Annotated in this window: 14 protein-coding genes; all 14 read right to left on the reverse strand. The window is 32.4% G+C overall.

Annotated features, from left to right (window positions below):
- Position 1: 1 nt before the first annotated feature.
- The 14 genes from OEW74_RS05240 to OEW74_RS05305 all read right to left on the reverse strand — a co-directional run bounded on the left by OEW74_RS05240 (position 2) and on the right by OEW74_RS05305 (position 12,905).
- Positions 2–907, reverse strand: coding sequence for a glycosyltransferase family 2 protein (locus OEW74_RS05240; protein ID WP_265427503.1), 906 nt, complete (start codon positions 905–907; stop codon positions 2–4).
- Between the two features lie 57 nt (positions 908–964).
- Entirely contained in the window at positions 965–1,642 is a 678-nt protein-coding gene (locus OEW74_RS05245; protein ID WP_265427504.1) for an NAD-dependent epimerase/dehydratase family protein, read from the reverse strand.
- Positions 1,639–2,718, reverse strand: coding sequence for a non-hydrolyzing UDP-N-acetylglucosamine 2-epimerase (gene wecB / locus OEW74_RS05250; protein WP_265427505.1), 1,080 nt, complete (start codon positions 2,716–2,718; stop codon positions 1,639–1,641). Before wecB ends, OEW74_RS05245 begins: the two co-directional genes overlap by 4 nt.
- A gap of 32 nt (positions 2,719–2,750) precedes the next feature.
- Positions 2,751–3,533, reverse strand: a complete 783-nt coding sequence (locus OEW74_RS05255) for a glycosyltransferase family 32 protein (protein WP_265427506.1) — start codon at positions 3,531–3,533, stop codon at positions 2,751–2,753.
- Between the two features lie 147 nt (positions 3,534–3,680).
- Positions 3,681–4,556, reverse strand: coding sequence for a glycosyltransferase family A protein (locus OEW74_RS05260; protein WP_265427507.1), 876 nt, complete (start codon positions 4,554–4,556; stop codon positions 3,681–3,683).
- Complete coding sequence (locus OEW74_RS05265) at positions 4,553–5,674, reverse strand: glycosyltransferase family 4 protein (RefSeq protein WP_265427508.1); 1,122 nt, start codon at positions 5,672–5,674, stop codon at positions 4,553–4,555. The genes OEW74_RS05260 and OEW74_RS05265 overlap by 4 nt, the downstream gene beginning before the upstream one ends.
- Entirely contained in the window at positions 5,671–6,768 is a 1,098-nt protein-coding gene (locus OEW74_RS05270) for an acyltransferase family protein (protein WP_265427509.1), read from the reverse strand. The genes OEW74_RS05265 and OEW74_RS05270 overlap by 4 nt, the downstream gene beginning before the upstream one ends.
- Positions 6,761–7,651: a glycosyltransferase gene (locus tag OEW74_RS05275; RefSeq protein WP_265427510.1), complete on the reverse strand. Its 891-nt coding sequence runs from the start codon at positions 7,649–7,651 to the stop codon at positions 6,761–6,763. The genes OEW74_RS05270 and OEW74_RS05275 overlap by 8 nt, the downstream gene beginning before the upstream one ends.
- Before the next feature lie 33 nt (positions 7,652–7,684).
- The gene (locus tag OEW74_RS05280) at positions 7,685–8,626 is read right to left on the reverse strand and encodes a glycosyltransferase family 2 protein (protein ID WP_265427511.1); all 942 of its coding nucleotides are present in this window, start codon (positions 8,624–8,626) and stop codon (positions 7,685–7,687) included.
- Positions 8,627–8,635: 9 nt separating this feature from the next.
- Positions 8,636–9,736 (reverse strand): DegT/DnrJ/EryC1/StrS family aminotransferase, encoded by a 1,101-nt coding sequence (locus OEW74_RS05285; RefSeq protein WP_265427512.1) that lies wholly within the window; start codon positions 9,734–9,736, stop codon positions 8,636–8,638.
- Positions 9,720–10,220, reverse strand: coding sequence for an acyltransferase (locus OEW74_RS05290; protein ID WP_265427513.1), 501 nt, complete (start codon positions 10,218–10,220; stop codon positions 9,720–9,722). Before OEW74_RS05290 ends, OEW74_RS05285 begins: the two co-directional genes overlap by 17 nt.
- Complete coding sequence (locus tag OEW74_RS05295) at positions 10,217–10,621, reverse strand: sugar 3,4-ketoisomerase (RefSeq protein ID WP_265427514.1); 405 nt, start codon at positions 10,619–10,621, stop codon at positions 10,217–10,219. Before OEW74_RS05295 ends, OEW74_RS05290 begins: the two co-directional genes overlap by 4 nt.
- 4 nt (positions 10,622–10,625) lie before the next feature.
- Positions 10,626–11,600 (reverse strand): hypothetical protein, encoded by a 975-nt coding sequence (locus OEW74_RS05300; protein WP_265427515.1) that lies wholly within the window; start codon positions 11,598–11,600, stop codon positions 10,626–10,628.
- Positions 11,601–11,639: 39 nt separating this feature from the next.
- Positions 11,640–12,905 (reverse strand): polysaccharide ABC transporter ATP-binding protein, encoded by a 1,266-nt coding sequence (locus OEW74_RS05305; RefSeq protein WP_265427516.1) that lies wholly within the window; start codon positions 12,903–12,905, stop codon positions 11,640–11,642.
- Positions 12,906–12,979 lie beyond the last annotated feature (74 nt).

Consider the following 12,979-nt stretch of genomic DNA (forward strand, 5'->3'; position numbering starts at 1 on the left):
TTTATTTGGTAAATTTCCATTTTAATTCCCTCAAAATATAAAAAAGCTGTCCTTTGATGCCTCCATATTTACCGTAAAGTGTGAAAATTGAGGTTGGCAACTTGTTTTTAAGTTGGTAATAATGAAGTACGGCATGGTATTTTTTGATTAAAAATAAACGTTGCGAGTCACTGAATTTATCATGATAATCTGAAAAAATAATTTCATAGACCATAGCTTCACCTACCTGTTTCTGATCTTTGAAAGAATCTACTCTGCTGAGGTTGATTTCTGAAGATCTCACACACATTTGGGTGGAGTTTAAGCCATAAATTAATCCTCCTTCAGAATAATCGATCCACGCTACTAAAGGAGTTCCCCATGCTAAAGGAAATCCTCTGAAACCAATTTTTTCGTAAGAACTTCTTCTGAATATATTTTCGCTTATGCTTGTGTGTGTTTGGTTATTTCGGTCTCGCCAAAACGTATTTATTGAGGTGTCGTATTCCGGGTGAACCAGATCTGCACCTCGTATTTTAGAATTTGTGTCTATTGAAGTTATTGCCGTTTTAATAACATTGATGTTTTTTTCGTCAACAACAGGTAAAATTTTATAAAATTCTTCTACAAAATTCTTTTTTGGGCAGTCGTCATCTCCCAAAATACATATCCATTCTTCGTCATTTGATAAATCGATACACCTGATCCATTGTCCTTCCAGATCTTTAGCTCCTAAATTGGTTTCAAATTTTTTGTAAGTAATGTTTAAACTGCGGTATTTTTTTATTATATCAATAGGGTCATTAGGGCTATTATCATTACCAATATAAACACTGAAGTTTTTATTGGTCTGCTCTTCTAATGATTGTAAAGTTTCTTCGAAAAAATCAATCTTATAATAGGGAATTACGAAGGCAAGTTTATTCATTTTTAGTATAATTTTGTGTTTGATCTTAGTTCTAAATAAAACGGATTTATTTAAAAATTAAAAATATTTTTGAAGAATATTATAAAGATAAATTTCTTTGTTTACCTGATTGTTTTCTATAAAATACTGTTCTATTTCAGGAGCATTAATATCATAACCAGATCCGCTTTTAATAAGATTGGTACTAACTTTTTTGTTATAAAAACGTTCTACAATCTCCAGAATTTCAATGACCGAGTAATTTCTGATGTAAGCAACATTCACAATTCTGTTTAACAATCGACTTTCAAGAATATCAAAAGTGATGTTTCTGATATCATCCACATCAATAAGATTACGGGTTGCTTTTGTGTGAACATTTATGGTCTCATTATTTTTAACTGCTCTTACAATATAATTCATCAAAAGATTGGGATTTCCGCCATTTCCCACAGCATTGCTTACTCTCAAAATTAGAAACTGATTACATGAATTCTTAATCAGCTGTTCCATTTTTAGCTTGTGAAGAACATAATCGCTTCCCGTTTTAGACGAATCATAAATACTACAGGTAGAAAAGTAAACAAAAACTTTGTCTTGATTTTTGGTTATTGTATCATTAATAAGGTTTTCTTCTCTGAGAAATTGTTCAGGTCTTGTTTCCAGCGAGTTTGAAACACCAGATGCAAAGAAAATAGTATTTTCTCTGTCAGAATCTTTAAATATAGAAGCAATAAGACCTTTGCCTACAATCATTCTAATATTTTTTTTACAATTTTCTCTGAAGCTTTTCCGTCACCGAAAGGATTATCTTCGCTTTTGAAAATATATTTTTGTGGATTATTGTAGATTACATTAAAATTAGTTTTAATCTTTCCAATATCAGAACCTACTAAAACACCACAATCACATGCGACAACTTCCGGTCTTTCCGTTTCTTCACGAAGAATCAATACCCTTTTTTGCAAACTTGGTGCTTCTTCCTGTATTCCTCCGGAATCTGAAATAATCAGCTTAGATTTAGCCATTTTTTTAATGGCTTCAAGGTACGAAAGTGGTTCTGTAAAATTGATGTTTTTGGGTATATCGTTTTCAAATGATTCAAGAATTATTTTTCTTGTATTCGGGTTCGGATGAAGTGCCCAATCAAATTGCGTATTCGGGTTTTCTTCAGACAGCTCTTTGATAGCCTGAGCGATATTTTTTAATGGTTGACCTATATTTTCACGTCGGTGGGCTGTAATAAATACCAAATCCTGATATTCAATGGAAATATTTTCTTTTTTTGTGACATATTCAATCATATCTACAATGCTGTTTCCTACAAGTGAGATATGAGTTTCTGAAACATTTTCTCGCAAAAGATTCTGTTTGGCTACAGTAGTTGGGGCAAAATTTACATCTGCAGTCATTGAAACCACTCTTCGGTTAAATTCTTCAGGAAAAGGAAGCTTTATATCTGAAGTACGAAGCCCTGCTTCAATATGATAGAATTTTCTTTGTTCTAAAAAAGCGACCATTGACGAAGCAAGCACAGTGAAAGTGTCACCCTGTGCAATGATTTTTTGAATATTTTCCTGATGAACCAAATTGGATAATTCATTGATTAATTTTGCAATCAGGTTTGAATTTGTAAATGATAAAGATTGTACAGAAAGTCTGTGATGAGGCTCAATTTCGAAACTTTTTTCCATTTCTGTCAATAAAGAGTCGTGTTGCCCTGTATTGACAATGCAGATTTCCTGATTTTGCCTTTTAAATTCGGTGATGACGGGGAAAACCTTTAGAAATTCGGGTCTCGTTCCGTATATGATTGCAATTTTTTCTCTCATCAGAAATGTTTTTCAGTAAAAGTAATAAAAACTTAAGATTTTAAACGCTTTACGATATGTTTTAAAAGCATTTTTAAAGGAAACTGATTAAGAATTTCATCTGCAGAATACATCTTCATGTTATTAACAACATTATGTATTTCTTTTTTTCCGTTTTTCATTTCCACAATATTTTTTAAATGAAAATTTGCGTGAACAAAATCTTTAAAAGGATTGGGAATATCTCTTTCGTGCCATGTTCCTACAAAATGATGACTGGCATAGTTCTTTGGTAAATCTAAACAGAAATAGGTGGATGGATAAATAATAATTCCGTCTTCTAATTCCTGATATTCATCTTTATTGGGATCTGCTTTATATTCGTTAACCAAAAGTTCCGAAACAAAAACGGTATTGGTGGTAAGGTTAAAGTCTGTTTTTTGGTCATAAAAATCCATCACTTTCTTGGGCCATGGATGTCCTGCTTCAGTAGCCCAAAGTGCAGTAAAGGGAGAACCGGTAATTTCAAAACCTGAAAATGCACGGTGAGCTAAAAACTCATCCAAAGAAAATTTTACCTCGACATCAATATCCATATAAATTCCGCCGTGATTAAATAAAGCCAATGCTCTTGCATAATCTGAAACAAATGCCCATTTTTTCTGCTCAGAAGCGAGACGCACATATTCGCAGCAATTAATATCGAAATTCGACTCATTCCATTCTATAATCTCGTAATCCGGAAGGTTTTTCTTCCATGAATCGAGACAGATGTAGAAAGATTCTGGTTTTGGTTTTCCGCCAAACCAGCAGTAATGTATTTTTTTTGGAATCATTGTTTATCTTTTACAGGCATATCTTTTACTAAGTTACCAAGAATTTTGTTGTTGTAAAAATGATGTATTTCTACTTTTAAGAATATTTTATTTTTCAAAGCATTATCGGGTGTTTTTTTGCTGAATTATAAATCGGTAACGAAACTTTTATTTTTTGTCTAAAATTCTTTTTATGAAATAACCAATCATGTGAAGTTTCAATTGTAAGCTTTGTATGTTGTTCAGTTTTGAAACAAAACTTTTGTTATTTAAACTTTCATAATCCCAATAATTTTTAGCAAATATTTTTCTGTGGTTTAGAGGGATTTTACTATTGTTCATTTTTTGTTTATAAGCTAAAGCAGAACCTTGAGGGTTGTTCAAGAGTAATTTTTTTCCTTGAGCGGTAAGTCCGTCTTCTCTGTATTCAGCATTTACGATAGAAGCGTTGATGTATAAAAATTTATAGTCACTATCCATTCTGTCGAAAACTACAGATTCAAGCATAAATTTTTCACCTTTAAAAATCGGGTATTCAAATTTTTTTGCCAAATCTGTTTTAAAAATTAAAGTGAGTTCTCCTTCATAACCATATTTGAATTTAAGCTCATTGGTCGTCACTGCAATGTCTCTATCTATATCTTTCTTGTTTCGAGCGGTATTATTTAAAATATTTATTGGCGATGCTATGCCGATAATTTTATTTTCTTGAGTAATAGAGGGTATTTTTTTTTCAACGATTTCTATACCATTTTTTTGTAAAAAATCATCACTGTCTACAGTAGCGAAATAAGCTGTTTTTATATGACTAAGTGCTGTATTTATAGCAACATGTTTACCCTGATTTTCCTGACAGATGTATATTATTTTAAAATCTGCTTTGCTTTTAAAGTCTTCTATTAGATTTTTGGTATTATCAGAAGAGCCATCATCTACAATCAGCCACTCAAAATTTTTGTTTGTTTGCGCAAGAAGCGAATCAAAAAGTTGTGGAAGAATGTACGCACGATTATAGGTTGGCGTAAAAATGGTCAACTCAATCATAGCTGTTTTACAATTTTTGAAAATTCGATTCCCCAATTTTTCCAATTGAGCTCTTTGTCATAAAGTTGGCGGGCATTCTCCGAATATTCCTGAGCTTTCTGAGGAAGCTTTAATAATTTTTCGATCTCATCTGCATAATCATTTGCCTGAGCTTCGGGAGAAAGCAAAATACCATTGTAACCATCCACAACGTGAGCCGAAACTCCGCCTGTATTTGTAGAAATTATGGGTAAACCATATCCTGCAGCTTCGCAGAAAGCAATAGGAGTGCAGTCTGCCTTTGTAGGGACAAACAAAAAATGAGAACTTAATAAATGCTGCTGAATCTGCTTAAACTCATCAGGATTATTCTTATTAAGAAAAGGAATTATTGTTACCCAATCTGCTTTTATTTCCGGATTGCAGCCTACAATTAGCATTTTTACGGGGTAGCCTTTTTCTTTTAAAATCTTTAAACTTTCATAAGCAAGTGCTCCTCTTTTTCTGATCCAGTCTACAGCAAGAAATAGAAAAGTAAATTCATCGGTATTTTTTTTATACTCAATTTTTTCCGGGACGATTATATTGGCACCAAACTTAATGGTTTTAACCCTATCTTTACTTATCCCATAAGTATTAATCGCAAAATCTCTTGCCCAATCTGATGAAAAAACAGAATAGGTGGCATTTTGTAATGCCTTTTTTTCTAAAAATTTAGTTTCTAACTTTGAGAGTATTCCAAAACCTGAGTAATAAGGATAATAATTCAGCAATTGGGCAACATTTGCGTCATTCAGATAGATGATGGGCGTTTTGGTTTTTAGATAGACAAAATCGTTAACATGAGTCGGATTAAAGAGTGCATCCAGCTTATATTCTTTTAAATTTTTTTCGAGTCGTCTTGCTGCAATTTTTGCTTTATAGGTGAATAAATGTCGATTGTACCCTCTGTTGAAAATTTTATTAAACCATTTTTCAATCTGCTTAAACCTGTTTTCTTCCTTTTCGGTAAATTTTACTTTTGGAACCCAAATAACCTCATACCCTTGGATGAGTAGTTGCTCGTACATTTTAAACATGGTTCCGGACCAGTTTTTTTTGTCTTCTAATGGCATTGAACTGTAAAATCCGATCTTCATTTTAGTATTTTGTCTCTTAAAGTTAAAAATGGCAGCTCTAATTTTTTATACAGAATCGTAGAGATTACCAGTGTAATACCCCAAAATAAGAAAAAATTTATAAAATCTGTCTGTATTTTAAATAATGGCAAGATCCAAAAAGTTACAAGTGAAAGGTTAATCAGATACATCGAATATGATATCAGCGATATATGAACGATGCTGTACTGCAAGGCTTTAAATTTTATCTGCTTCATATTATTCAGAAACGGTAAAGTAAGCATAATTGCTATTGATGTTAATGAAAAGGAAAGAAGATATTGAAATGGTTGATACAGTGATTCAAAATTATGAATAAGCAATATAGTGATACAGCCTAAAATAAAATTTATTACCTTATTCTTATTAAATATGGCTGGATAGTAAACATACACCCATGCAGCCAAAACGCCATAAATAATAGCGTCGATTCTTGTGATAACCTGTCGTACAAAGTAGCGATCGTAAGTGAAATAGTTTTTAGATCCAAGATCAAAATAGTAGTATACTCTTACAATGTTTGCAGATAATATGACCAGCAAAATTCCACCAAAAAAGATGTTTTTTTTGCTTTGTTTTTTTACAAAAGAATAAATTAAAAAAAATAATAAAGGACAAACCAGGTAAAACCATTCTTCAACAGCCAAGCTCCAGGATTCCGGGAAAAAATCTACAATAGGATAGTATAAATTTTGAAGGAAAAAAGAATATTTAAAAATATAAGGCGTAATATCTTTATTATTTACGATGCCTTCAAGACCAATAAGAATCAATAAAATGAAATAATAATTAGGAAGTGTTCTTAGCCATCGTCTTGCCCAAAAATTGAAAATCTGCTTAAACGAAATTTCTTTGGTAAAAACCTTAATCATTATTCTGCCAATTAAAAAACCGCTCAAAACAAAGAAAACTGCAACACCGTCTATTAAAAAAAAAGATAAAAAACTCTGAATGTTTTCAGGCAGATAAGTTTTGCTGTGAGAAATCATAACCAATAATATGGCTATTGTCCGCAAAATATCTAACCCAACAGTTCTTTGTTCTGAAGTTGGTAATAAAAACAACTTTTTAAACATATTTTTTTTTCAGGTATATCCTTAGATTTCCTTTCTTTTTTAAAATCCATTGTAAGTGTTGAAGAGCCAGTCTTATTTTTCCTTGTTTTAAAAGCTGAGAAAAAGCAATTCTGCTTCGCGAAAAAATCTGCCAGTTGGCTTGTTCTTTAATTTTTCCGCCATAAGTTTCAGCAATAATTTCATCCAGATGATTATGTTTTAAATCTCTTTTGTAATTAATGCCATTAGATATTCCTTCTTCGTGACGCAGATAACACGACATAGTCTTACTTGATCCATGTATTTTTCCGTTTAAAGAACAAGCCATGTAAAGAAAAGTATCAAAATAGAGCAATTCTGGATGTTTAAGGAGTGTTTGCGCTGCTTTGTTTTTTAAAACTTTTGCATTCATAAACACAGAAGTGGTATGTACAATCCAATGTTGAAAAATTTCAATGGCAGAGTAATCTCTGTCTTCTACTTTTGCAAATATTGTATCGTTTATTAAAGGGTTTGATGAGATGTTTTTCACCTGATGAAAACACATAGAATATTCTGGATTGTTTTCTAAAAAATCATATTGTGTCTGAAGCTTGTTTTCATCTGTCCAATAATCGTCACCTTCACAAAATGCTATATAATCTCCGGTGCATTGATTTAGTGCATAATAGAAATTAGGTGTTGAGCCTAAATTTTTTTCATGTTTTGTAAATTTAATTTCTACGTGAGAAGGTTTGTTTTTGATGTATTCTTCAATGATAAATGATGTATTGTCTGGCGAACAGTCATCACTAATAATGAGCTCTACCGGAAAATTTACTTTCTGCATAAAAATGCCCTGCAAATTTTTTTCAATAAAATTTTCTTGATTATAGGTGAGGACAATTATGGAAACTTTATTCATAAAGAAATGTAATACTATTTCTGTCTAATAATTTTAATGACCCTTAAAAAACATTTTAAAATACTTTGTAAAACGCTGTATTTCTAGTACAACTCTATAAATTTTCGGATTGTAATTGTTTTTTATAAATCTTTCTGAGAAAGACTTTACAGGGTAATAACTATAAAAAACGGTATGCTCATTGGTTAATAATTTCTCACGATAAATGCTTTCTAAATGTACAAATAATATATCTCTTACTCTTATGTTGTTGGTGTGTTTAATGAAGATTTTGAAGAAAGCATTATAGTTGATTACATTTTTTTTTCGGTGAGAATTGTTGTCATGTAATCGATAGCTGCATGTTATGACATCATCAAACAAAAAGCTGTAATTTTTACTTAACCGTAGCCACATATCATAATCCTCAAAAGGCAAAGACTCATCCCATCCGTTTTCTTCAATGATATTTTTCCTTTTCATGAGTACAGACATCGCAGGAATAAAGTTTTTGCTTAGCAGCATCTCATAATAATTTTGAGACTCTAAACTCAGATAAGAATAATGTCGGGCGATAAATTTGTTTTGATAAAGCTTAGAATTATTATTCATTAAATGAGCATCCGAAAAAACCAAAGCATACTCATCTGATGAGTTCTCCAGCATTGCAACATGCCGTTCCAATTTATCTTTCACCAAAGTATCATCAAGTGCTAAAATCTGAATATACTTTCCCTGAGAAATTATAAACAACTCATTCAGTGTTTTTGTGATGCCTATATTTTGAGAATGCTTTACAAACTTTATTTTTAGATCTGTATTTTCCGACATCCAAGATTCTATCATCTCAACTGACTGATCATGTGAGAAATCATCACAAATAATAATTTCGAAATTTTTATACGTTTGTGCTTTTATGCTTTCAAGAGACTCTTTGACGAATTTTTCCTGATTATAACATAAACACAAAATACTAACTAAAGGATTATCGGTCATTTGAAGTTTTTAGAAATGGTTTAATGCCTTAATAATCGTCTGAACTTCTTCATCTTCTAAAACCGGGGAAATAGGAAGGCTCAGTACTTCGTTATGGATCTTCTCACTAATTGGGAAAGACAGATCGTTCCACTCTTTGTAAGCGTTTTGCTGATGAGGTGGAATAGGGTAGTGAATGAGTGTTTGGATATTTTTTTCGCTCAGATAATTTTGCAATTCATCTCTGTTTTCTGTTCTTATCACAAAAAGATGCCATACATGTTCATTCTCATTTTCGGGCAACTCAGGAAGAATTATTTTCGGGTTTTTAATCTCGGAAATATAGCGTTTTGCAATCTCTGTTCTTCTTTTATTTTCAGAATCGATATATTTTAATTTTACATCTAAAATCGCAGCCTGAATTTCGTCTAATCTTGAATTAAGGCCTTTGTAAATATTAACATATTTTTGATTAGAACCATAATTTGCCAACGCTCTGATTGTTGTTGCAAGCTGATCGTCGTTTGTGGTAATAGCACCTGCATCACCCAATGCACCAAGATTTTTCCCGGGATAAAAGCTAAAACCTGCTGCGTCACCTAGATTTCCGGATTTTTTGCCATTCCATTCTGCGCCAATTGCTTGTGCGTTATCTTCGATTATTTTAAGATTTTTTTCTTTAGCTATTTGCTGTAGTTGGTCAGAAAAAATAATGCGTCCGTACAAATGAACAATTAATATCGCCTTTGTTTTTGAACTTATTTTCTCTTGAATTTTAGAAACATCAATATTATAAGAATTGATGTCAGGTTCTACCAAAACAGGAACAAGATCGTTGTCTGAAATTGCCAAAATTGAGGCAATATAAGTATTGGAAGGAACAATAATCTCATCTCCTGCAGCCATTATTCCCATTTCTATATATGCTTTTAGAATAAGGCGTAATGCATCTAATCCGTTGGCAACACCAATGGCGTGAGAACTTCCGATGTAAGAGGAAAGGTTACTCTCAAAACTTTTCAATTTTTCTCCCATCAAATACCAACCAGAACGGAAAACTTCTAAAAGCTGTGCTTCTATTTCTGTTTGATGCTTTAAGTTTATTTTTTGTAAATCAAGAAATTTTATCATTAGTGTTTGTATATATTAGTTCTCTGTTTTCGTTAAAAAAACCTTTTTGTTTTGCGGGATTTCCAAACCAAACTGTATTTTCAGGAATGTTTTTAGTAACCACGCTTCCTGCACCGATAAGAGAGTTTTCTCCAATGGTGATTCCTGCTAAAATAGTAGCATTTGCACCAATCGAAGCCCCTTTTTTTACGATTGTTTTTTTTAGCTCAAAATCTTTGTTTTTAGATTTTGGAAAAAGGTCGTTAGTAAAAGTCACATTCGGACCCACGAATACATCGTCTTCCAAAGATACTCCGTCCCATATCTGTACTCCTGGTTTAATGGTCACATTATCTCCTATAATGACATCATTTTCAATAAAAACCTGACAATTGATATTGCAGTTTTTGCCAATTTTAGCACCTTTCAGTACAATACTGAATTGCCAAATAGAAGTGCCTTCACCAATGTTGGTAGACTGTACATCTGCTAATGAGTGTATCATGGCTCGTAATTTTTAAATTCTTCAAAGTCTCTGAAATAATCTTTTTCATCATAAAGCTCAGACGCAAGACAAAGCAAAACTGCGCTGTGGCTGAATTTTATGTCTCTCCAGATAAGATGAGGAAGGTATAATCCTTTTGCTGGAGAATCTAAGATGAAAGTATCTGTATTACCTTGAAGATCGAGGGTGTTAAATTCTATAGTTCCGGATACGGCAAAAATAATCTGCTGAAGTTTTTTATGAGCATGACCTCCTCTGATGATATCTTGAGGGGTGTAATACGTCCAATAAACTCTTTTTATATCGAAAGGGACATTTTTCTGAGCTTCGGCTACAGTAATATATCCTAAATCCGGCGAACCTATTTTCGAAAATTCTATGATATGGGGAATATTCATCATCGTATTATTCTAATTGTTCTTTTGCACCTTCAATTCCTAAAAGACCCTGTACTTTTTTTCCGTGATCATCTAAAGAATAAATGAGCTCTTTATGATTACCTTTTACAAGATAAATTTCAGAAGGTACTATGTTGGCATTATCTATTTTCTCGGGGATTACGAGTTCTAAAGTGTAACCGTCGAGAAATTTTTCATTTAAAAAATCCGGCTTTATATGAATGGTAGGGTTAAGGGAGTCCTGGGAAACCCTATTTAATTTTGTAGCAACAAGCAATGATTTTATAGGACTAAGACCAATACGCATCAATTTGTTTTTGCACATATATCTAAAGCCTCTATCTTCTAATGTAACAGGGTTGTGATACAATGTTTTTTCTAAATGCTTTAGAAGACCTTTGGTGTGGTAAATGGTTGCATCAACTGAAAATGGAAATGACCAATGATGTATCTCTTTATCAGCGTAATAATCCCATTGATAATAATCTCCTTTGTTGTCGAGATAATCTGGGCATCCTTCCAGATTATCGCCTACATACAATCGATAAGAAGCGTTGTCCGGGTTTTTTCTTATAATATCGAATACTTCTTCAGGAATAATCACATCATTAAAGTAAACGCCATCATCTGTATTGAACATTACAAATTCACACTTGCTTTTTCGCATGATTTTTTGAAGTAAACCTTTGAAATTGTCACCCTTTTTATTGAGTAAGTTTTTATCTAAAAAAAATCTAAGACTGGTTCTTGTTCTTACTGTTTTTAGAAATGAAAAATCGAAAAGAACGTTCTTTCGTTCATAAAAAGTTACATCTTTATCTGCATATTTTTCTTTAAGCAAATCATACCCCTCTTTGTGTAATCCTGTAGTATGATACAAAATAACTGTTTTCGTTGGTGTCTTAAAATGCTTTAGCGAAGTCTGCAGCAAGTAATCTAGCTGTATCGCACGGTTAAAAGAAAAAATAATATTAAGAATCATAATCAATTCAATTTTTAATTAATTCTGACATATACAAAATTAAATATTATTACCATAAGAGACCTTGTGAACTATTTTAGGGAATAAAACCCCGGGAGATTTCACAATTTCTCCAAACTGATTTTTCATCCCATGTATTTCAAAACCAAAAGATTCTGTTCTGTAGGCAATTTCTGATCTGTTTACACCCCAGAAAAAATCGAAATAATACGAATCTTCATTAAGCGTATAAGGAGGAATTTCAAAGCTAACGGTAAATTCTCCCTTTTGCGAATCTTTATTTTCTGTAAGAACCAAACCGGTACTCATTACGGTAAGATCCTGACTGTTTTTAAGCATAAAAGATAAATCCAGATTAATGCTTTCCAGCTTTGATGTAAATGAGACTGTAACAAGAATACCCGATTTAATGTCGACAATATCACCATTAATAGGCTCTGTTTTATAATGATTTACTTTAATTTTTTCGTTTTCGAAATTCTCTTTATCTTCTTTTGAGTTGTAAGAAAATTTGATGTCGCTGTTTTTTTGATATTCGATGATGCATTGATTAACATCACCCTGATTGATTAATCTTCCTTTATCCAGCAAAATTCCGGTATTACAAAGCTCTTTAATAGCCGTAATATTGTGGCTTACAAACAAGACGGTTCTGCCTTCTCCTTTTGTTACAGAACCCATTTTACCAAGACATTTTTTCTGAAATTCTGCATCTCCTACAGCAAGTACTTCATCTACAATTAAGATTTCAGATTCTAAATGTGCGGCAACAGCAAAAGCTAAACGCACGTACATTCCTGAGGAATACCTTTTTACGGGAGTATCTATATATCTTTCTACACCGGAAAAATCTACAATTTCATCAAATTTTCTCTTGATTTCTTTTCGTGTCATCCCTAAAATAGCACCATTAAGATATACATTTTCACGCCCTGTCATTTCAGGATGAAAACCTGTACCTACTTCTAGCAAAGATGCTATTCTTCCGTTGGTGTATATTTTTCCTGTCGTCGGTTTTGTTACTTTGCTTAAAAGTTTGAGTAGAGTAGATTTTCCGGCACCGTTTCGCCCGATGATTCCTACTGCATCACCCTGTTTTATTTCAAAATTAATGTCCTGAAGAGACCATACATAATCTGAAATACCTTTTGTAGATCTGTCGTTGGCCTCACCAATTTTTAAGTAAGGATCTTCTTTCCCTCTTACGGTATGCCAAAACCTGTTAAGGTCATGCGACAATGTGCCTGTTCCTACCTGACCCAGACGATATTGTTTTGATATATTTTCTGCCTTTAATGCAAGCATTTTTTTTAATTTAAATGTAAGACTATAATTTCTGATGAAGTTTTTAAATTAAAATATTTCATCAATAATCATTT

The organism is Chryseobacterium sp. YIM B08800 (assembly GCF_026163565.1).
GTDB lineage: Bacteria > Bacteroidota > Bacteroidia > Flavobacteriales > Weeksellaceae > Chryseobacterium.

Bases quoted from the DNA above. Each gene is read 5' to 3' on its own strand.
- OEW74_RS05295 (WP_265427514.1), bottom strand. From the start codon at position 10,621: ATGATGAATATTCCCCATATCATAGAATTTTCGAAAATAGGTTCGCCG.
- OEW74_RS05305 (WP_265427516.1), bottom strand. From the start codon at position 12,905: ATGCTTGCATTAAAGGCAGAAAATATATCAAAACAATATCGTCTGGGT.
- OEW74_RS05275 (WP_265427510.1), bottom strand. From the start codon at position 7,651: ATGAATAAAGTTTCCATAATTGTCCTCACCTATAATCAAGAAAATTTT.
- OEW74_RS05260 (WP_265427507.1), bottom strand. From the start codon at position 4,556: ATGATTGAGTTGACCATTTTTACGCCAACCTATAATCGTGCGTACATT.
- OEW74_RS05285 (WP_265427512.1), bottom strand. From the start codon at position 9,736: ATGATAAAATTTCTTGATTTACAAAAAATAAACTTAAAGCATCAAACA.
- OEW74_RS05265 (WP_265427508.1), bottom strand. From the start codon at position 5,674: ATGAAGATCGGATTTTACAGTTCAATGCCATTAGAAGACAAAAAAAAC.
- OEW74_RS05290 (WP_265427513.1), bottom strand. From the start codon at position 10,220: ATGATACACTCATTAGCAGATGTACAGTCTACCAACATTGGTGAAGGC.
- OEW74_RS05280 (WP_265427511.1), bottom strand. From the start codon at position 8,626: ATGACCGATAATCCTTTAGTTAGTATTTTGTGTTTATGTTATAATCAG.
- wecB (WP_265427505.1), bottom strand. From the start codon at position 2,718: ATGAGAGAAAAAATTGCAATCATATACGGAACGAGACCCGAATTTCTA.
- OEW74_RS05270 (WP_265427509.1), bottom strand. From the start codon at position 6,768: ATGTTTAAAAAGTTGTTTTTATTACCAACTTCAGAACAAAGAACTGTT.
- OEW74_RS05300 (WP_265427515.1), bottom strand. From the start codon at position 11,600: ATGATTCTTAATATTATTTTTTCTTTTAACCGTGCGATACAGCTAGAT.
- OEW74_RS05240 (WP_265427503.1), bottom strand. From the start codon at position 907: ATGAATAAACTTGCCTTCGTAATTCCCTATTATAAGATTGATTTTTTC.
- OEW74_RS05245 (WP_265427504.1), bottom strand. From the start codon at position 1,642: ATGATTGTAGGCAAAGGTCTTATTGCTTCTATATTTAAAGATTCTGAC.
- OEW74_RS05255 (WP_265427506.1), bottom strand. From the start codon at position 3,533: ATGATTCCAAAAAAAATACATTACTGCTGGTTTGGCGGAAAACCAAAA.